At 74.7% G+C, this 17,522-nt stretch carries 17 protein-coding genes, 2 tRNA genes, 1 other RNA gene and 1 pseudogene; 7 read left to right on the top strand and 14 right to left on the bottom strand.

What is annotated here, in order from left to right:
* Window positions 1-36: 36 nt before the first annotated feature.
* The 7 genes from ACFSHS_RS08340 to ffs form a co-directional block, all read right to left on the bottom strand.
* Entirely contained in the window at window positions 37-861 is an 825-nt protein-coding gene (locus tag ACFSHS_RS08340) for a MetQ/NlpA family ABC transporter substrate-binding protein (protein WP_376874006.1), read from the bottom strand.
* A gap of 40 nt (window positions 862-901) precedes the next feature.
* Window positions 902-1,561: a methionine ABC transporter permease gene (locus tag ACFSHS_RS08335; protein ID WP_376874004.1), complete on the bottom strand. Its 660-nt coding sequence runs from the start codon at window positions 1,559-1,561 to the stop codon at window positions 902-904.
* Window positions 1,558-2,649, bottom strand: a complete 1,092-nt coding sequence (locus tag ACFSHS_RS08330; RefSeq protein WP_376874002.1) for a methionine ABC transporter ATP-binding protein — start codon at window positions 2,647-2,649, stop codon at window positions 1,558-1,560. The genes ACFSHS_RS08335 and ACFSHS_RS08330 overlap by 4 nt, the downstream gene beginning before the upstream one ends.
* Before the next feature lie 378 nt (window positions 2,650-3,027).
* The gene (recR, locus tag ACFSHS_RS08325) at window positions 3,028-3,627 is read right to left on the bottom strand and encodes a recombination mediator RecR (protein ID WP_376874000.1); all 600 of its coding nucleotides are present in this window, start codon (window positions 3,625-3,627) and stop codon (window positions 3,028-3,030) included.
* A 44-nt stretch (window positions 3,628-3,671) separates the two neighbouring features.
* Entirely contained in the window at window positions 3,672-4,016 is a 345-nt protein-coding gene (locus ACFSHS_RS08320) for a YbaB/EbfC family nucleoid-associated protein (protein WP_376873998.1), read from the bottom strand.
* A gap of 482 nt (window positions 4,017-4,498) precedes the next feature.
* Window positions 4,499-6,814, bottom strand: a complete 2,316-nt coding sequence (locus ACFSHS_RS08315; RefSeq protein ID WP_376873996.1) for a DNA polymerase III subunit gamma and tau — start codon at window positions 6,812-6,814, stop codon at window positions 4,499-4,501.
* Window positions 6,815-6,993: 179 nt separating this feature from the next.
* An RNA gene (gene ffs / locus ACFSHS_RS08310) (signal recognition particle sRNA small type) lies at window positions 6,994-7,089 on the bottom strand.
* Between the two features lie 253 nt (window positions 7,090-7,342).
* Here ffs and ACFSHS_RS08305 point away from each other — a divergent pair.
* Window positions 7,343-8,269, top strand: a pseudogene (locus ACFSHS_RS08305) (DMT family transporter); the annotation flags it as partial.
* Window positions 8,270-8,284: 15 nt separating this feature from the next.
* Here ACFSHS_RS08305 and ACFSHS_RS08300 read toward each other — a convergent pair.
* A tRNA-Ser gene (locus tag ACFSHS_RS08300) sits at window positions 8,285-8,369 on the bottom strand.
* 207 nt (window positions 8,370-8,576) lie between these two features.
* On the opposite strand from ACFSHS_RS08300, the gene ACFSHS_RS08295 reads away from it, so the two are divergent.
* Together ACFSHS_RS08295 and ACFSHS_RS08290 are read left to right on the top strand one after the other, a co-directional pair.
* The gene (locus tag ACFSHS_RS08295) at window positions 8,577-8,924 is read left to right on the top strand and encodes a hypothetical protein (protein ID WP_376873994.1); all 348 of its coding nucleotides are present in this window, start codon (window positions 8,577-8,579) and stop codon (window positions 8,922-8,924) included.
* Between the two features lie 49 nt (window positions 8,925-8,973).
* Entirely contained in the window at window positions 8,974-10,629 is a 1,656-nt protein-coding gene (locus ACFSHS_RS08290; RefSeq protein WP_376873992.1) for a serine/threonine-protein kinase, read from the top strand.
* 68 nt (window positions 10,630-10,697) lie between these two features.
* Here the strand turns inward: ACFSHS_RS08290 and ACFSHS_RS08285 are convergent.
* The 5 genes from ACFSHS_RS08285 to ACFSHS_RS08265 form a co-directional block, all read right to left on the bottom strand.
* A tRNA-Ser gene (locus ACFSHS_RS08285) sits at window positions 10,698-10,783 on the bottom strand.
* 10 nt (window positions 10,784-10,793) lie between these two features.
* A complete protein-coding gene (locus tag ACFSHS_RS08280; protein WP_458199597.1) occupies window positions 10,794-11,261 on the bottom strand; it encodes a nucleoside deaminase in 468 nt (155 codons plus the stop codon).
* Window positions 11,262-11,343: 82 nt separating this feature from the next.
* Window positions 11,344-11,991, bottom strand: a complete 648-nt coding sequence (locus tag ACFSHS_RS08275) for an HAD-IA family hydrolase (protein WP_376873990.1) — start codon at window positions 11,989-11,991, stop codon at window positions 11,344-11,346.
* Window positions 11,988-12,488, bottom strand: coding sequence for a tRNA adenosine deaminase-associated protein (locus ACFSHS_RS08270; protein WP_376873988.1), 501 nt, complete (start codon window positions 12,486-12,488; stop codon window positions 11,988-11,990). The genes ACFSHS_RS08275 and ACFSHS_RS08270 overlap by 4 nt, the downstream gene beginning before the upstream one ends.
* Complete coding sequence (locus ACFSHS_RS08265) at window positions 12,485-13,147, bottom strand: O-methyltransferase (protein WP_376873986.1); 663 nt, start codon at window positions 13,145-13,147, stop codon at window positions 12,485-12,487. The genes ACFSHS_RS08270 and ACFSHS_RS08265 overlap by 4 nt, the downstream gene beginning before the upstream one ends.
* An 11-nt stretch (window positions 13,148-13,158) precedes the next feature.
* On the opposite strand from ACFSHS_RS08265, the gene ACFSHS_RS08260 reads away from it, so the two are divergent.
* Window positions 13,159-14,112, top strand: a complete 954-nt coding sequence (locus tag ACFSHS_RS08260) for a prephenate dehydrogenase (RefSeq protein ID WP_376873984.1) — start codon at window positions 13,159-13,161, stop codon at window positions 14,110-14,112.
* A gap of 37 nt (window positions 14,113-14,149) precedes the next feature.
* Window positions 14,150-14,383, top strand: a complete 234-nt coding sequence (locus ACFSHS_RS08255; RefSeq protein ID WP_376873982.1) for a DUF2630 family protein — start codon at window positions 14,150-14,152, stop codon at window positions 14,381-14,383.
* A gap of 87 nt (window positions 14,384-14,470) precedes the next feature.
* On the opposite strand, the gene ACFSHS_RS08250 is transcribed toward ACFSHS_RS08255, so the two are convergent.
* Window positions 14,471-15,688, bottom strand: a complete 1,218-nt coding sequence (locus ACFSHS_RS08250) for a PucR family transcriptional regulator (RefSeq protein WP_376873980.1) — start codon at window positions 15,686-15,688, stop codon at window positions 14,471-14,473.
* 255 nt (window positions 15,689-15,943) lie between these two features.
* Between ACFSHS_RS08250 and ACFSHS_RS08245 the strand changes: the two genes are divergently transcribed.
* Window positions 15,944-16,741: an ABC transporter ATP-binding protein gene (locus ACFSHS_RS08245; RefSeq protein WP_376873978.1), complete on the top strand. Its 798-nt coding sequence runs from the start codon at window positions 15,944-15,946 to the stop codon at window positions 16,739-16,741.
* Window positions 16,734-17,504 carry an ABC transporter ATP-binding protein gene (locus tag ACFSHS_RS08240; protein ID WP_376873976.1) on the top strand — a complete coding sequence of 257 codons (771 nt, stop codon included), beginning with the start codon at window positions 16,734-16,736 and terminating at the stop codon, window positions 17,502-17,504. The genes ACFSHS_RS08245 and ACFSHS_RS08240 overlap by 8 nt, the downstream gene beginning before the upstream one ends.
* Window positions 17,505-17,522: the final 18 nt, after the last annotated feature.

The following is a 17,522-nucleotide window of genomic DNA, read 5'->3' as shown; positions in this document are numbered from 1 at the left end:
GCCGGGGGCACCCGACGGCGCGGAACGGCCGGCCGGTCAGAAGGCGGGCAGCACCGCGCCCTCGTAGGTCTGCTCGATGAACTCCCGCACCTCGTCGGAGTGCAGCAGTTCCTCCAGCTGGATGATCCGCTCGTCGTCCTCGTCGCCGCTGCGGACGACCAGCAGGTTGGCGTTCGGGTTGCCCTCGGCCTCCTCCAGCGCCAGGGCGTCCTCGGCCGGGGAGAGGTCGGCGTCGATGGCGTAGTTGCCGTTGATCACCGCGGCGTCGACGTCGGCCAGCGAGCGGGGCAGCTGGGCGGCCTCGACCTCCTGGATCTCCAGGTTCTTCGGGTTGGCCTCGATGTCGAGGGCGGTCGGGGCGGCGTCACCGGTGTCGGCGAGGGTGAGCAGGTCGTTGGCCTCGAGCAGGCGCAGCGCGCGGGCGGCGTTCGTCGGGTCGTTGGGGATCGCCACCGTGGCGCCGTCGGGCAGGTCGGCGAGGTCGGTGAGCGACTCGGAGTAGATGCCCAGCGGCTCGATGTGCACCGGCTCCAGGGCGGTGAAGTCGTACCCCCCGCTGGCCTCCTGCTCCTCCAGGTAGGGCACCGTCTGGAAGTAGTTGGCGTCGAGGGAGCCGTCGTCGAGGGCGACGTTGGGCTGCACGTAGTCGGTGAACTCGACGATCTCGAGGTCCAGCCCGGCGTCCTCGGCCAGCTCCTCGTCGATGAATCGAAGGATCTCGCCGTGCGGCACCGGGGAGGCGCCGACGCGCAGCGGCTCGTCGGCGCCCGACAGCTCGGCCTCCCCACCCCCGCACGCGGTGAGGCCGAGCAGCGTGGCGGTGGCGACGGCGGTCAGGGCGAACCTCGTGGGGCGGTGCATGTGGGGTGTCTCCTTGCGGGGGTGGGATGGTGCGGTGGAGTCAGACGTGTGCCAGCCGGCGGGCCCAGCGGTCGCCGGCCCACTGCAGCAGCTGGACGACGACCAGCAGCAGCACGACGGTGGCCACGGTGATGTCGGTGCGGAACTGCTGGTAGCCGTAGCGGATGGCGAAGTCGCCGAGGCCGCCGCCGCCGACGGCGCCGGCCATCGCCGAGTAGCTGATCAGCGCGACGACGGTGACCGTCACCCCGGCGACCAGCGAGGGCAGCGCCTCGGGCAGGAGCACGGTCCGGACGACGTCGCGCCGGCGGGCGCCCATGGCGAGGGTGGCCTCGACCTTCCCCGGGCTCACCTCGCGCAGGCTGGTCTCCACCAGCCGGGCGAGGAAGGGGACGGCGCCGATGGTGAGCGGGACGATCGTCGCCGTGGACCCGATGGTGGTGCCGACGATCCCGCGGGTCACGGGCGCCACCAGCACCAGCAGGATGATGAACGGCAGCGACCGGCCCAGGTTGACCACCAGCCCGAGCGCCCGGTGCACCGCCGGTCGGGGGGACAGCGCGCCCGGTGCGGTGATCGTTAGCAGCACGCCCAGCGGCACGCCGATCAGGACGGTGAGCAGCGTGCTCACGCCGACCATGTAGAGCGTCTCCCAGGTGGCCTCGACCAGCTGCGGGGCGACGCGGTTCCAGTCGTTCACCGCGGCACCTCCGGGATGTCGAGGACGTGCGGCACCGCGGGCTCGGGCTGCCCGGACGCCTCGGGCTCGTCGTGCACGCCGATCGGGGGCGGCTCGTCCCCAGGCACGGCGCGCTCGACCAGCGACCCGCCGTCGCGGAGCCGCTGAAGGGCCACGTCGAGCCGGCCGTCGTCGCCGGTGACCGACAGCAGCAGGCGGCCGAACCGCCGGCCGGCCACGGTCTCCACGGAACCGCCGACGACCTCGACGTCCAGGCCCAGCTCTCCGGCGAGGGTGCGCAGCACCCGGCCCTCCGGGGCGTCCTCGGTCACGGTGACCCGGACGAGGTCGCCCGCTCCCCCGGCGACCGCCGGCACCGGCAGCAGCTGGGCGGCCAGCGGCGAGTGCGGCCGGGTGAGCACCTCGGTCAGCGGGCCGCCGTCGACGACCCGGCCGTGGTCCAGCAACACGGCGCTGTCGCACACCGCGCGGACCACCGCCATCTCGTGGGTGATGAGCAGGACGGTGAGGCCGAGCTCGGCGCGCACCTGCCGCAGGAGTTCGAGCACGCCGCCGGTGCTCGCGGGGTCCAGCGCGCTGGTCGCCTCGTCGCAGAGCAGCACCTTCGGCTGAGCGGCCAGGGCGCGGGCGATCGCGACGCGCTGCTTCTGGCCGCCCGAGAGCTGCGCCGGGCGGGAGGCGTGCCGGTCGGCCAGGCCGACGAGGTCGAGCAGGTCGGCAACGCGGCGGCGCCGTTCGGTCCGGCCGACGCCGGCCAGCTCGAGGGGGTGCTCGACGTTGCCGGCGGCGGTGCGGGAGTCGAGCAGGTTGAAGTGCTGGAAGACCATGCCCACGGCACGGCGGGCCCGGCGCACGCCGTCGTCGTCGAGGTCGGTGAGCACCTGGCCGTCGACGACGACCCCGCCCGACGTGGGCCGCTCCAGCAGGTTCACCAGCCGCACCAGGGTGCTCTTGCCCGAGCCGCTCGGGCCGACGACGCCGGCGAACTCGCCGTCGGCGACCGACAGGGTGACGCCGTCGACGGCGACCACCTCGGCCGCCCCGCGGCGGGCGGGGAAGACCTTGCGGACGTCGGTCAGTTCGATCACGGAGGCCTCGGCAGGGCTGGGCGGTGCGGCACGGATGACGTGGCCGGCGCGCGGGTGGTCTCCCCCCGCGTACCCGGCGGGGCCCGGACTAGAGCCGGCTGGCCGTGCGCATGAGGTCGATGGCGCGACGGCGGGTCAGCGCACAGCTCCTCGGCACCGGACGATGATCCCCCGGTCGGGCCGACGACGGCCACGCGACCAGGCGAATGTGAGAGAACCCTCAACCACCGACGTCACCGTCCGGAGGCGGCCGCCGGCCGGCGAGCGGAGCCGGACGGCCGCCTGCAGCGCCCACCGCGAGCCCGCGAACTCAGCCGGACGGCCTCCGGCAGGGTCCCGCATCGACCCTGCGAGCGGTGAGGGGCGGGCGGTCGGTCCTCATGCGTCGATGCGGCGACGGCCCTCGAACGCCCGGCCCAGCGTCACCTCGTCGGCGTACTCCAGGTCGCCGCCGACGGGCAGCCCGCTGGCCAGCCGGGAGACCGCCAGCCCCATCGGCGACACCAGCCGGGCCAGGTAGGCGGCGGTCGCCTCCCCCTCGAGGTTGGGGTCGGTGGCGATGATCAGCTCGGTGACGGCGCCGTTCATCAGCCGGGTCATGAGCTCCTTGACCCGCAGGTCGTCGGGGCCCACGCCGTCGATCGGGCTGATCGCACCGCCGAGCACGTGGTACCGGCCCCGGAACTCGCGGGTGCGCTCGATCGCGACGACGTCCTTGGGCTCCTCGACCACGCACAGGACCTCGTCACTGCGCCGCGGATCGCGGCAGATCCGGCACTGCTCGCCCTCGGCCACGTTGTAGCAGGTCACGCAGAAGCGGACCTCCTCCTGCACGCGGGTGAGCGCCGAGACCAGGCGCCCCACGTCGGTGGACTCCGCCGACAGCAGGTGGAAGGCGATGCGCTGCGCGCTCTTGGGGCCGACGCCGGGCAGCCGGCCCAGCTCGTCGATCAGGTCCTGGACGGCACCCTCGTACACGGTTGTCCTCTGTGTTCTGTCGTCTCGACGTCTCGGGGGTGCGGTCAGAGCCCGGGGAGGCCCAGGCCCCCGCCGGGACCCCCCAGGCCGCCCGCGAGAGGGCCCATGGTCCTGGCGGCGAGCTCGTCGGCGGTGCGCTTGGCGTCGTGCAGCGCGGCGACCACGAGGTCCTGGAGCGTCTCGAGGTCGTCGGGGTCGACGGCGGCCGGGGCGATGGTGACGGCGGTGACGTCGCCGCTGCCGGTCATCGTCGCCGTGACCAGGCCCCCGCCGGCCGAGCCGGTGACCTCGGTGCGCGCCAGCTCCTCCTGGGCGGCGACCAGCTGCTGCTGCATCTGCTGGGCCTGCTGGAGGAGCTGTGCCATGTCGGGCTGACCACCGGGGAACATGCCACGAGGGTAGGCCGCGGATACGACGCGCAGCGGCACGCCGAGCGCCGCGATCCCCTCTGGCGCCGGAACCACCGCACCGCCGCCCGCCCACCCGCTGGTGCGCTGCTCCCTTCGCTCCTGCGGTGCTGCCTCGCCGCAGAACCGGGTGGAACACCGCAGGAGCAACCGGTGGCGCCGTGGACGCGCATGGTGTCCAGCGCCACCCGCATGCACGCCTCGGACACGTGGAGCTGGGCCATCCCGGCCTCCAGGTCGCAACGGGCCAGCAGTCGCCGGCCCCGCGGAGTCAGCAGCGCATTAGCGTGGGACACGAAGGCCTCCGGGTTGAGGAGCGGTTCCTAGACAGCTCCACACCTCACTCGGAGGTCTTCCTCATGTCACCAGACGCCGTCACCAACGCCCGTGGTCAGTACACCTGGCGCGCGACGGCCTCGACGACGGCCTGCTCGTCCTCGGGGAGGTCGCGTGCACGCATCGGCTCAGCCGTCGACCGGCCGGGCGCCCAGCTGCGCGCGCAGCAGGGACAGGGCGGCCTGCTCGGGGTCGACCACCGGCTCGGGCTCCCGGTCTCCCCCCGCCGAGACGTCCGCGGCCCGCTCGGCCATGAGCTCGCGCGCCTCGGCGACCTCGGCCGCGCGCGCGGCCTCCCGGGCCTGCTCCGGCGGCACCGCCGGCCCGGTGGCCGCCGCCCCGCCCTCCACGACCGCGTCCACCCGCCAGCGCACGCCGAGGAGCTCGTTGAGCGCCTCCCGGATGACGTCCTTGTTCAGGTCATCGCCCAGACGGCGGGCCAGGGCCGGCGACGCCGTGGAGAGGGTGAGCACACCGCCGGACAACTGGTGCACCTGCGCGTTCTTCAGCAGCGCCTCGGTCGTCCGCTTGTGCTTCTTGACGACGGACAGCAGCTCGGGCCACATCCGGCGGACGTCGGTGGTGGTGAGCTCACCGTCGTCGTCGGCGGCGGGCTCGGGGTTGGCCGAGACGACCGGCGTCGGCTCACCGCCGCGCGGTGCCGGCGTGGACTCGGCGGCGGCCCGGGGCGGCCCACCGGCGCGCGACGCCCCGGCGTCGGCGGCCTCCGTGCGGGCGGCCGCGGCGCGGGCGGCGGCAGGGCTGGGGGCGTGCGGCCAGTCCTCGTCGTCCGTGGGTTCCGGCGGGAGCGGGATGTCGGGTTCGCCGGCGGCGACGCGCGGCGGCGTGCGCTCGGCCGGCGCGGCAGCGGGTGCGGCCGCCGCCGCGGCCGTCGTCCTGCCGCGGCCGGTGCCCGGCCGCACGGTCTCCGGCCAGTCGTCGGTGGCGGTGGTGGCGGATGCAGCCGACGCCGCCGTGGCGGGAGGGGCCGGCGCCGCCGTGGCGGTAGGGGCCAGCGGCGCCGTGGCGGTAGGGGCCGGCGCCGCCGTGGCGGCGGGCGCGGGCGCCTCCCTGCGCTGCGAGGGGCGGACGTACTCGCGCCGCGGGCCCGGCTCCGCGGCGAGTGCCGGAGCGGCGTCGGCCGCCGCGGCGGCGGGGACGGGTGCCGCGGGAGCGGGTGCGGCGGCGCGCGGCGTCTCGCGGGCCGGGGCCTCGCGGACCGGCGAGACCGCTGCCTCCCGGGGCGGGGACTCCGCCCCCGGACGGCCGGCGTGCTCCCCGGCGATGGACATCCGCCGCTCGAGCCGCTCCAGGCGCTGGAGGGTGGCGGCGGCCGAGCCGTCGGTCGCCGGCAGCAGCATGCGGGCGCAGACCAGCTCCAGCAGCAGCCGGGGCGCCGTCGTCCCACGCATCTCGGTCAGGCCCTCGTGCACCGTGTCGGCCATCCGCGAGAGCGTCGCCGAGCCGAGCGCGGAGGCCTGCTGGTTCATCAGGTCCAGCCGGTCGGGCGGGCAGTCGAGCAGGCCGTTGCCGCCGGCGTCGGGCACGGCGTCGAGGACGATCAGGTCGCGCAGGCGGTCGAGCAGGTCGGTGGCGAACCGCCGCGGATCGTGGCCGGCCTCGACCACGCGGTCGACGGCGCGGAACACCGCCGGCGCGTCGTGGGCGGCGAGGGCGTCGATCGTCTCGTCGAGCAGCGCGTCGTCGGTGACGCCGAGCAGCCCCACCGCGCTCCTGTAGGTGACGCCCTCGGGCCCGGCACCGGCCAGCAGCTGGTCGAGGATCGACAGCGAGTCGCGCACCGATCCGCCGCCGGCGCGGACGACGAGGGGGAACACGGTGGGCTCCACCTGCACCCCCTCGGCCGCGCAGGTCTTCTCCAGCAGCCCGCGCAGCGTCGTCGGCGGGACCAGGCGGAACGGGTAGTGGTGGGTGCGGGACCGGATGGTGGGCAGCACCTTGTCCGGCTCGGTGGTCGCGAAGACGAAGACGAGGAACTCCGGTGGCTCCTCGACCACCTTGAGCAGGGCGTTGAAGCCCTGCGTGGTGACCATGTGCGCCTCGTCGACGATGTAGACCTTGTACCGGCTGTTCACCGGTGCGAAGAACGCCCGCTCGCGCAGGTCACGGGCGTCGTCGACGCCACCGTGGCTGGCCGCGTCGATCTCGATGACGTCGAGGGAGCCGGGACCGTCGGGCGCGAGCGCCACGCAGGAGGCGCACACGCCGCACGGGGTCGAGGTCGGTCCCTGCTCGCAGTTGAGGGACCGGGCGAGGATGCGTGCCGACGACGTCTTGCCGCAGCCGCGCGGACCGCTGAACAGGTAGGCGTGGTTGATCCGGCCGCCGTCGACGGCGTTCACCAGCGGGGTGGTGACGTGCTCCTGCCCGACCACCTCGGCGAAGGTCGCCGGGCGGTACTTGCGGTAGAGCGCCAGAGCCACGCAGGCAGGTTACGTGGAGGAGGTGACCGAACGGGGCAGCGCTGCAAACTCAGCTCGCCCTGCGGGTGGCGTCGGCTCGGCGCGGGCCCGGAGGGTCCCGGCGGGACGGCGCGGAAGGGCTCCACACAACAGGGGAACGGCACCTGGCCGCGGTGTCGTCCGGAGGACGACAGATCACATAGAGGGACCCCCCGCGCACCCGCCAGAGCCCGCTTATCCTTGCTGCCTTCCGGCCCTGGGGAGGTTCACAGGATGACGCCACACGAGGGGTCTGGCGTCCACTGTAGAGGAAAGGGGCAGCGGCACGTGCGCGGCTCCCACTACCCTTCCGGCCCATGACGCCCAGGCCCCGTCCCGAGGCTCGCCCCGAGCCTGCGTGGGGTGAGGAGGACGGGGTCCTTCCACTCCCCCCGCCCCGCTCCTGACCCGGAGCACCGCCTCACCGTCTCCTGCAGGCCGGTGCCTGCAGCGCCGTCGCGCCGTGCTCCGGATCCGTGTCCCCCCACCCGGACCAGATCCAGGAGCGTCATGTCCTCCGCCTCGCCCTCCCCCGCTCACCCCGCCCCGGCCTCCGCGGCCGCGTCCACCCCCGCTCATTCCGCCCCGTCCCATCACGGCTTCCTGCTGGTCGTCCTGGCCGCGCTGTGCTGGGGCACCGCGGGTGTGAGCGGTCGGCTCGTGGCCGACCGCTCCGCGCTCGGCCCGCTCGACATCGCCTGGCACCGCATGGCGATCGGCGCCGTCGTGCTGCTGATCGGCTTCGGCGTCGCCCGCCGCCGGGGTACCGGCCCGACGACCGCGCTGACCCGCGCGATCACCGTCCGGCTGGTGCTCGTCGCCGCCGGCCTGGCGGCCTACCAGCTGGCGTACTTCGCCGCGGTCGCGACGGCCGGGGTGAGCATCGCCACGCTGGTCGCCCTCGGCCTGGCGCCGCTGCTCATCGCCGTCGGGGCCGCTGTGCTGGGACACGGCCGGCCCGACCCGGCCACCCTTGTCGCCCTCGCCGCCGCACTCGTGGGTCTGGTCCTGCTCGTGGGCATCTCCGCGGGTGCGGACGCCGGGACGGCGGTGGTCCTCGGCGCGCTGCTCGCGGTCGGTTCCGCGCTCGGCTACGCCGTCGTGACCCTGGCCGGGTCCGGGGTGCCGGCCGGAACGCCGGTGACCCTCGCCGGGTTCGCCGGCGGTGCGCTGCTCCTGACGCCGGTCGCCCTCGTCGCCGGCCTGGACCTCACCGCCGACCCCGTCACCCTGGGCGTGCTGCTCTACCTGGGCACAGTGCCGAGCGCGCTGGCCTACGTGCTCTTCTTCCGCGGGCTGCGGACCGTCCCCGGCGCGGTGGCCTCGATCGTGACGCTCCTCGAGCCGCTCACCGCGACGGGACTGGCCACCGCGTTCCTCGGCGAACGGCTGTCCCCCGGCGCGCTGGCCGGGGGACTGCTCGTGCTCGCCGCCGTCGCGGGGCTCTACCTGCGGAGGATGGGAGATTCGAACTCCCGAGGGGTTGCCCCCAACCCGCTTTCCAAGCGAGCGCCATAGGCCACTAGGCGAATCCTCCAGTGCACCGGCGATGCTACCGGGCGCCGCCGGGAGACCGGCGCTGCGGTGGCTCACCGGTCCGTCGCGCGCCCGCCGGGGCGCGCTCCGCGCGCCGGAGCGCCCGTCGTGCGGCATCCTGCACGGCAGGGGGTTGATCACCGGGCCACCGGGGAAGGCCCCGGGACGACGCCATGTGCGGGCGGGGCGAGGAGAGAGGAGGCAGGACATGAGCGAGTCGGGCGAGGTGCGGCAGGAAGTGGTCGAGGCCATCGTCGGCGTCCTCAAGGGCGGGGACCCCGCGGACCTGCCTCCGGGTGCGACCGCCGCCGAGAAGGCCGCGGCCAAGGACTCCTACCTCTCCGAGTTCCTGGCCGAGCGCGGGAAGCGGGACCGCCAGTCGCACGCCTGGGAGCTGCTCCTGACCCGCAGCTACGACGAGCCCCCGACGTGGAGACGGATCTTCGACGACCTCTCCCCCGAGGTGCACGCCCAGCTCGGCGACCTCTACGACGCGCTCCCGGCCGGCGCGCAGGAGGAGTACGCGCGCCGTTTCGGGGTGCCCTCCACCGTCTGAGCCAGGTCTCCCACGAGCCTTCGGCGCCTCCTCTCCCATGACCCGACCCGTGACCACGCCCGGCCGCCTGGTGGCGGGGCGCTACCGCCTGCAGTCGCAGCTGGGCGGCGGCGGGATGGGCACCGTCTGGCTGGCCCGCGACGAGCTGCTCGGGCGGCAGGTGGCCCTCAAGCAGGTGCTGACCCCGCCGGGCATCAGCGCGGCCGACGCCGATCAGCAGCGTCAGCGCGCGCTGCGGGAGGGCCGGATCGCGGCGCGGCTGAGCCATCCGCACGCGATCTCGGTCTACGACGTGGCGCTGGAGAACGGGCAGCCGTGGCTGGTCATGGAGTACCTGCCGTCGCGCAGCCTGGCGACGGTCCTGGCCGAGGACGGCGTGCTGCGGGTCGACCAGGTGGCGCAGATCGGCGCCCAGGTGGCCGACGCGCTGGCGGCGACGCACGCGGCCGGCATCGTGCACCGCGACGTGAAACCGGCCAACATCCTCATCGGTGAGGGCGGCCGGGTCGAGGGGCTGGTGAAGATCACCGACTTCGGCATCTCGCACGCGAGCGGCGACGTCACCCTCACGCAGACCGGGCAGATCACCGGCACCCCGGCCTTCCTCGCCCCCGAGGTGGCCCAGGGCCGCGAGATGACCGAGGCGAGCGACGTCTTCTCGCTGGGGGCGACGCTCTACACCTGCATCGAGGGTGCGCCGCCGTTCGGCATGGAGGACAACGCCCTCGCCATGCTCCACCGGGTGGCCAGCGGGCATATCGTCCCGCCCCGACGCGCCGGCTCCCTCACCGAGCCGCTGCTGGGGATGCTGGCCGCCGATCCCGCCGACCGGCCGACGATGCCGGAGGTCCGCGACGAGCTCGCCAAGCTCGCGGCCGGGCGTGACGGTGACACGACCACCGTGCTGCTCGCCCGGACCGACCTCAGGTCCTCGGCGCCGGGCCGCGAGCGGACCGCCGCCCTGCCCCACGGACGCTCCACCCCGGTGGCCCCGGTGCCCGCCCCTCCCACCCGCACCCACATCCCGGCACCCGTGTCGGCGACGGCCGTCGGGCCGGCCGGCCCCCCGCCCGCGGGATCCGCGCCGGACGCGTCACCGAGGGAGCTCGGCCGACGGCGGGGACGCGCCGCCTGGCTCGCCGCGGGGCTCGCGGCCACGCTGCTGGCCGGGCTGATCGCGTTCCTCCTCCTCGACCCGATGGGCGACGACGGCAACGGCTCCACGGCACAGGACTCGCCGGCGGCGTCGTCCGAGCCCCCGCCGTCCACCCAACCGGAACCCAGCCTCACCCAGGAGGCCGACAGCCCCACCGCCGCCGAGGAGGGGGAGAGCGGCGGGGCGGGGGCCGAGGCCACCCCCGAGGGCGACTCGGTGAGCGCACAGGACGTGAACCAGGCCGTGCAGGAGTTCTTCCGGCGGATCCCACGGGATCTGGAGGGGGCGTACGAGCGGACCAGTCCCGAGTTCCAGAGCCGGTTCCCCTACGCGAGCTTCGCGGGTTTCTGGGACGACTTCGAGCGCGTGGACGCCAGCAACGTCCAGGCCGAGGACGGCTCCACCTCCGCCGTCGTCGACCTCGAGTACCGGTGGCCCGACGGCACCCGGCAGACGGAGCGTCACCTGGTCACGTACGTCGTGTCCGGGGACGGCGAGCTGCTGCTCGACGGCGACGAGAACCAGGGCGTCATCTCCTCCCGCCGCTGACCGGCCGGGACGACGAACGGCGGCGTCCGCCGGGTCCCGGACCCGGGCGGACGCCGCCGTTCCTCCTGCGGTGGCGGTGGGATTTGAACCCACGGAGGGGGTTGCCCTCACACGCTTTCGAGGCGTGCTCCTTCGGCCGCTCGGACACGCCACCGCCGAAGAGACTACAGGCCCCGGTGGGAGCGGAAGAACGCGCGTAGCAGCGCGGCGGACTCCTCGGCCCGCACGCCCCCGCTCACCTCCGGCCGGTGGTTGAGGCGCCGGTCGCGGACGACGTCCCACAGCGAGCCCGCGGCCCCCGCCTTCGGGTCGTCGGCGCCGTACACCACCCGCGCCACCCGGGCGAGCACGCTGGCCCCGGCGCACATGGTGCACGGCTCCAGGGTCACCACCAGGGTCGTCCCGGTGAGCCGCCAGCCGTCCCCGTGCACCCGGGCCGCCGCCCGCAGTGCCAGGACCTCGGCGTGCGCCGTCGGGTCACCGCGCCTCTCCCGCTCGTTGGCCGCCTCGGCGAGCAGCGCGCCGTCCGGCCCCAGGACGACCGCGCCGATCGGCGTGTCGCCCCACTCCTGCGCCGCCGCGGCCAGTTGCAGCGCCCGGCCCATCGCCGCATCGACGTCGAGGATCACCACGACGGTCTCCGGAGGCTCTGCCTCTGCCCACCCTGATGGGCAGAGGCAGAGCCTCCGCGAGCCCACATCCCGGCGGTCGGCGTCATGCCGTCCCGTCGAGGGGGAAGCCGACCAGCTCCGACAATTCGGCCAGGGCGGCGGCGGGTTCCACCACCTTGATCGTCGAGAAGCCGAGTGCCCGGGCGGGCTTGAGGTTGATGCCCAGATCGTCGAGGTAGGCGCAGTCCGTGGCGGCGATCGGCCGGCCCACGGCCTCCGACAGCCGGGTCAGCGCGCGCCGGTAGATCTCCGGCTCCGGCTTGCGGACTCCCTCCACGGAGGACTCGACGATCGCGTCGAAGAGGTCCAGGAGCTCCCCCAGCGCACCGGTCCGCTCCATCGGGGCCACGTTGTTCGAGAGCAGTCCCAGCGGGAATCCGGCCGCGCGCAGCCGGCGGACCGCCGCGACCATGGAGGGCCGCAGCTCCCCGCGCAGGGCGGCCAGCACCCGGGCGGCCTCGACGCGGTGCCCGGCCGACAGCGCCTCCGCCTCGAAGGCGGCGGAGAACCCGGCGACGTCGAGCTCGTTGCGTTCGAACCGCGCCCAGGCGTTGGTGTCGGGATCGGTGGAGTTCAGCCGGCGGATCAGGCCCGGCGGCAGCCCCGCCTCCTCCTCGTAGGCGGCGAACGCCGTCATCGGGCTCTCGGTCAGGACCCCGCCGAGGTCGAAGACCACCGCCGACACGGTCATGGGGCCACCGCCGCCGCCAGCTCGTCGGCGAATCCGAGGCGCTGGGCGATGCGCTCCACCATCTCGTCGGCCCAGAGGTCGTCGGCGGTCACGATCGGCCGCAGCTCCGCGGCCGGCAGCCCGTCGTCGGCGAACACGTCCAGATCGCCGCCCGGCCAGCCCGACTCGTCGTCGTCGAAGGCTCCGTCGGTGTCCACCCCGATGCCGTAGCGCTCGACCACCTCGGCGGCGAGCACCCATTCGAGCATGGTGGCGTCGGAGATCAGGGCCCGGACCATCCCACCGGGTCCGTGCCGCAGGACCACGAAGTACAGCCGGGAGTCCAGGACCAGCACGAACGGCGGAGGCCAGCCGTCGGCACCCGGCTCCCCGAGCGCGCGCTCGAGCACCGGCAGCTCGTCGCCGGCGTCGTCGGCGAGCAGCTCCACCCGCCAGCCGTCCCCCGGCCGGCTCACCCGGACGGCGTAGCTGGTGCGCGCGGCGTCGGGCGCGCTCATCGCTTGCGCAGGACGGTCAGCCCGTCGGCGAGCGGCAGCAGCACCGTCTCCCAGCGGGGGTCGGACGCGAGGGCGCTGTTGAGCGCGACCAGCGCGCGGTCGTCGTCGGACTGCGGCTCGAGCACCCGCCCCGAGCGGAGCGTGTTGTCCAGCAGCACCAGGCCGTCGGGTGTCATCCGGGCGTACAGCTCCTCGACGTAGGCGGGGTAGCCGGTCTTGTCCGCGTCGACGAACGCCAGGTCGAAGGTCTCGACCGCGGGCAGCGCCCGCAGCGCCGGCAGCGCGTCGCCGATGCGCAGCTCGATCCGGTCCGCCAGCCCGGCCCGCTCCCAGTACCGGCGGGCCACCGCCGTCCACTCCTCGCTGCGGTCTAGGCACAGCAGGGTCCCGTCGTCGGGCAGGCCCCGGGCGATGCACAGCGCGGAGAACCCGGTGAAGGTGCCGATCTCGATCGCGCGCCGGGCGCCCACGGCGCGGGTCAGCAGCTGCATGAAGGCCCCCTGCTCCGGGGCGATCTGGAACGTGGCCGGGGCCTCGCCGCGCTCGGCGAGCGCGGCGGTCTCGGCCAGCAGCGCCGCCGCCACCTCGTCGGGGGGCTCGGAGGCGGCGCGCACGTAGTCCGCCAGTTCCGGTGTGAGGAGGAACGACCGGGGGGTCATAACCTCTGATCATGGCCGATGCAGCAGACGACGGTGCCGTCGCGGCCCCCACCTTCCCCGTCCCGGCGATGCCTTCGCCCCCGGTCGGTGTCGTGGGCCTCGGTCAGCTCGGTGGCTCGCTGGCCGCCGCCTTCGTCGCCGCCGGCCGTCCGGTCGCCGGCTGGGACGTCGACCCCGCCGCCCGCGACGCGGCCGCGGCGCGGGGTGTGCGGATCACCCGGGAATTGTCCGGGGTGGTCGTCCTGGCCGTCCCCCTGCCGGCCATGACCACGGCGCTCGACGACCTGGCGGTCGCCCCCGACGCCACGGTCACCGACCTCGGCTCGGTCAAGCGTCCAGTGATGGAAGACCTCGGCCGCCTCTTCGGCGGGCGCCTCGTCGGCGGGCACCCGATGTGCGGCACCGAGCGCTCGGGGCACACGGCCGTCGACCCTGGTCTCTTCTCCGGCGCCCGGTGGGCCCTCTGCCTCGAACCGGACACCGAGCTGCCGCGGTGGCTGCGGGTGGCGGAGCTGGCGATGGCGGCGGGCGCGGAGGTCGTGCCCGTCACCGCCGCCGAGCACGACGACGCGGTCGCCGCCGTCAGCCACGTCCCGCACCTGCTCGCCGCCGCGCTGGCCGTGACCGCCGGGCAGGCGGGTCCGCTCGCCCTGGCGCTCGCGGCGGGGAGCTTCCGCGACGCGACCCGGGTGATCGGCAGCGATCCCGCCTTCGTCTCCGCGATGGTCCAGGGCAACGCCGGGCCCACGGCGGCCGCGCTCGCCCGGGTGCAGGAGCAGCTGGGGCGCCCCTGGGCCGACCTCGTCACCGAGGGCCACGCGGTGGCCACCCGGGCGCAGGGACGGCGGACCGTGCGCGTGCCGCTGGAGCGGGCCGCCCTGCTCGCCCTCGGCCGGGCCGGTGGTGCGGTCACGCGCCGGCTGGCCGCCTTCGTCGAGGGCTGGGTGCCGGCCACGGTGGAGTGATCTGTTTCGGCCCGGCCCCGGCGGGCAGGGTGTCGGCATGGACGAGACCGACATCCTCAGCCGCATCCACGCCCTCGTCGACGAGGAGCACAAGCTCCGGGAGGGCACGGAGCACACCGAGGACCAGCGCGCCCGGATGAGCCAGATCGAGGCCGACCTCGACCAGTGCTGGGACCTGCTGCGGCAGCGGCGCGCGAAGCGGCAGTACGACGAGAACCCCGACGAGGCCGAGGTGCGGCCCGAGTCGACCGTGGAGAACTACCTCCAGTGACGACCCGGCGGAGGGTGGCTCCCTTCCGGGTGGCCCCGTCCGGAGGCTCACCGCGAGCCTGCGAGCACTGAGCGGGACGGGGCCCTCTCAGGCCGATCGCTGGGCGGGCCGGGCGTGCTCGGTGCCCAGCAGCGCCAGCTGCCAGAGCAGCCTGGCCCGGGGATCCGTGACCTTGCGGCCGGTCACCGTCTCGATCCGCCGCAGCCGGTGCATGACGGTGTTGCGGTGGCAGTAGAGCTCGTCGGCCGCCCGGGTGGGTGAGCCGTCCGACGCGAGGAAGGCGGCGAGCGTGTCCAGCAGCACCTCCCGCTCCTCGACAGGCAGCTGCAGCAGCCCGCCGAGCGACAGTCCCACCAGTCGCGAGCTGATCTCCGGTGAGTTGCTCAGCAGCGCCTCCGGCAGGCGCTCGTCGATGGTGACGACGCGCGTGCTGCCCGCCGGGAGGGTGCGGGCGGCCGTCTCGGCCAGCCGGTAGGCCGAGCCGGCGGCGGCGGCGCCCTCGACCACCGCGGAGACCCCGACCGGCCCCGACGCCACCGCGCGCAGCCAGGCCATGACGTCGCATCCGGTCAGGGCGCCGAGGGCCACGATGCCGACCTGGGCACCGTTCCGCGTACCCCACACCGATCGGACGCCGCGCTTGAGGAGCGCGGCGGTCGGTGCGTGCAGCGCCGGGCCGCCCTCGTTGCCGGGCAGGGCCACGACGGCGACCAGCCGGCCCTCGAGCGGCACGGCGAGGAGCTCTGACGCCGTCCGCACGAACGCCGGGTCGCCGCCGCGTCCCTCCACCAGGCCGTCGAGCACCTGCTGCCGGGCCGTGTCGTCCACCCCCGCCAGGCGCCGCTGTTCCTCCCGGTACCCCTCGGCCACCGCGGCGCACTCCGCGTCGTTGGTCCGCCACACCGACCCGGCGACCTCGAGCAGCAGGGTGTCGTGCTGGTTGCTGCGGCGGGAGACCTCGAGCAGCGCCTCCCACGTCACCTGCCCACCCAGGCGGTAGGCGCGCAGCACCGCCTCCAGCGGCACCGCCTGGGCCGCGCGCCGGCGGCCGACGTCGCGTGCGTCGCGCAGTGAGGTGCGGGCGTTACCGGACGCGGCCCCGATCAGGACCTGCATCCCGCGCTCGAGGTTGGTGCGCGTGCTGGCCCGCAGGTCGTCCTCGCCGTGCGTGGCGAGATCGCGGTAGGCGGGCTCGGTGCGGAGGAGGACCTCGATCATCCGGTCGGTCATGGCGTCGAGCTCATCGAGGAGGAACGGAGCCAGCTGGGCCAGCCGGGCCGCGACCTCGGGCCGGAACCCTTGCACTCCATCACCTCCTCGTGACGCACTGCACACAGCACAACACGTCTGTGCCATGACTGTGCGGACAGCCCATTGTGACGACCGACACCGAGCGGCAGGCTCATCAGGACGTACCCGTGACCCAATCGTCGCCGACCCGCCACCCGGTCGGCCGACGACCCTCCCCGACGAAGAGGAGCAGTGGGCCCCTTGGCGCAGCCGCCTCGGCACTCCGGCAGCAGGCCACCGCAGGACAGAACGCCCACCGCACGGCTCGAGATGAGCGGGATCAGCGTCGCCTTCGGTGGCGTCTCGGCGCTCAGCGACGTCTCGCTCACCGTGGAGCCCGGGCAGGTGCACGGGCTCATCGGTCCCAACGGCGCGGGGAAGACGACCCTGTTCAACGTCGCGTGCGGTCTCGTGCGCCCCTCGGCCGGCCGGATCACCTGGCGCGGCCGGGAGCTGCGCCGGCTGCGTCCCAGCCAGCTCAGCAAGCTGGGCATCTCCCGCACGCTCCAGGGCGTGGGCCTGTTCGCCGGGCTGACCGTCCTCGAGAACGTCATGGTGGGCGCGCACCGGCACGCGAAGGCCGGGTTCGTCTCGGCCCTGCTCGCGCTCCCCACCGCCGACAAGGACGACCGGCTCCTGCGCGAGCGCGCCCACGCGGCGCTGGCCGAGCTCGACGCCGAGGGCTACGCCGACCGCTACCCGGGCAGCCTCCCCTACCCGGTGCAGAAGCGGGTCGCCCTCGCCCGCGCGCTGGTCGCCGACCCCGACCTGCTCCTCCTCGACGAGCCGGCCAGTGGCCTGTCCGAGGACGAGATGCACGAGCTCGGCGAGCTCATCCGGTCCCTGTCCGCACGGATGAGCGTGCTGCTCGTCGAGCACCACATGGACCTCGTCATGCGGGTCTGCGACCGGATCACCGTCCTGGACTCCGGGGAGCAGATCGCGGCCGGCACCCCGGCCGAGGTCCAGGCCGACCCCTTGGTCACGGAGGCCTACCTCGGGGACGCCGTCGACGTGGAGGCCGACGCGGCCGAGCTCGCCCGCACCGACGGAGGAACCCATGCCTGAGCCGCACGGCAGCACCGCGGTGTCCGCGGGATCGGGCACCGGAACCGCACCGGGGACCGCACTCCTGGAGGTGCGCGACCTCACCTCCGCCTACGGCCCGGTCCGGGCGCTGGACGGCGTCACGCTCAGCGCCGAGGCGGGCCGGATCACCGCCGTCCTGGGGGCCAACGGGGCGGGCAAGACGACCCTGCTGCGGACGATCAGCGGGCTGGTGCGGCCGGTGTCCGGCACGGTGCTGCTCGGCGGCGAGGACATCACCCGCGCACCGGTCGAGGCCATGGTCAGCAAGGGCATGGCGCACGTCCCGGAGGGCCGCGGCGTCATCGCCGAGCTGACCGTCGACGAGAACCTGCGCGTCGGGTCGCTGTTCCGCGGCAAGGTCGGCAAGGAGGAGTTCGACCGGGTCTACGACATCTTCCCGCGGATCGCCGAGCGCAGGAACAACCCGGCCCACACGCTCTCCGGCGGTGAGCGGCAGATGCTGGTCATCGGCCGCGCGCTGCTGGCCCAGCCGCGGATCCTGCTGCTCGACGAGCCGTCGCTGGGCCTGGCCCCGCGGATCGTCGCGCAGATCTTCGGGTTGCTGCGCCAGCTGGTCGACCGCGAGGGCCTGTCGGTGCTGCTCGTCGAGCAGAACGCCCGCAGCGCCCTGTCGGTGGCCGACGTCGGCGTCGTCCTCAACCTCGGGAAGGTGGTCGTCACTGACCAGGCCCGCACGTTGATGGCCGACGAAGGCCTCCGGCACGCCTACCTCGGCTTCTGACCCGCCCGTTCACCCCGG

The sequence above is a fragment of the Blastococcus deserti genome, assembly GCF_042682525.1.
Taxonomy (GTDB): domain Bacteria; phylum Actinomycetota; class Actinomycetes; order Mycobacteriales; family Geodermatophilaceae; genus Blastococcus_B; species Blastococcus_B deserti.
Note: the sequence above shows the minus strand (reverse complement) of the source record. Positions and strands in the feature narration are given on the sequence as shown.

What these genes read in the sequence shown, in the direction of transcription:
- ACFSHS_RS08260 (WP_376873984.1), top strand. Translation starts at nt 13,159, where the DNA reads ATGGCCGATGCAGCAGACGACGGTGCCGTCGCGGCCCCCACCTTCCCC.
- ACFSHS_RS08295 (WP_376873994.1), top strand. Translation starts at nt 8,577, where the DNA reads ATGAGCGAGTCGGGCGAGGTGCGGCAGGAAGTGGTCGAGGCCATCGTC.
- ACFSHS_RS08275 (WP_376873990.1), bottom strand. Translation starts at nt 11,991, where the DNA reads ATGACCGTGTCGGCGGTGGTCTTCGACCTCGGCGGGGTCCTGACCGAG.
- ACFSHS_RS08270 (WP_376873988.1), bottom strand. Translation starts at nt 12,488, where the DNA reads ATGAGCGCGCCCGACGCCGCGCGCACCAGCTACGCCGTCCGGGTGAGC.
- ACFSHS_RS08320 (WP_376873998.1), bottom strand. Translation starts at nt 4,016, where the DNA reads ATGTTCCCCGGTGGTCAGCCCGACATGGCACAGCTCCTCCAGCAGGCC.
- ACFSHS_RS08255 (WP_376873982.1), top strand. Translation starts at nt 14,150, where the DNA reads ATGGACGAGACCGACATCCTCAGCCGCATCCACGCCCTCGTCGACGAG.
- ACFSHS_RS08240 (WP_376873976.1), top strand. Translation starts at nt 16,734, where the DNA reads ATGCCTGAGCCGCACGGCAGCACCGCGGTGTCCGCGGGATCGGGCACC.
- ACFSHS_RS08265 (WP_376873986.1), bottom strand. Translation starts at nt 13,147, where the DNA reads ATGACCCCCCGGTCGTTCCTCCTCACACCGGAACTGGCGGACTACGTG.
- ACFSHS_RS08340 (WP_376874006.1), bottom strand. Translation starts at nt 861, where the DNA reads ATGCACCGCCCCACGAGGTTCGCCCTGACCGCCGTCGCCACCGCCACG.
- ACFSHS_RS08245 (WP_376873978.1), top strand. Translation starts at nt 15,944, where the DNA reads ATGAGCGGGATCAGCGTCGCCTTCGGTGGCGTCTCGGCGCTCAGCGAC.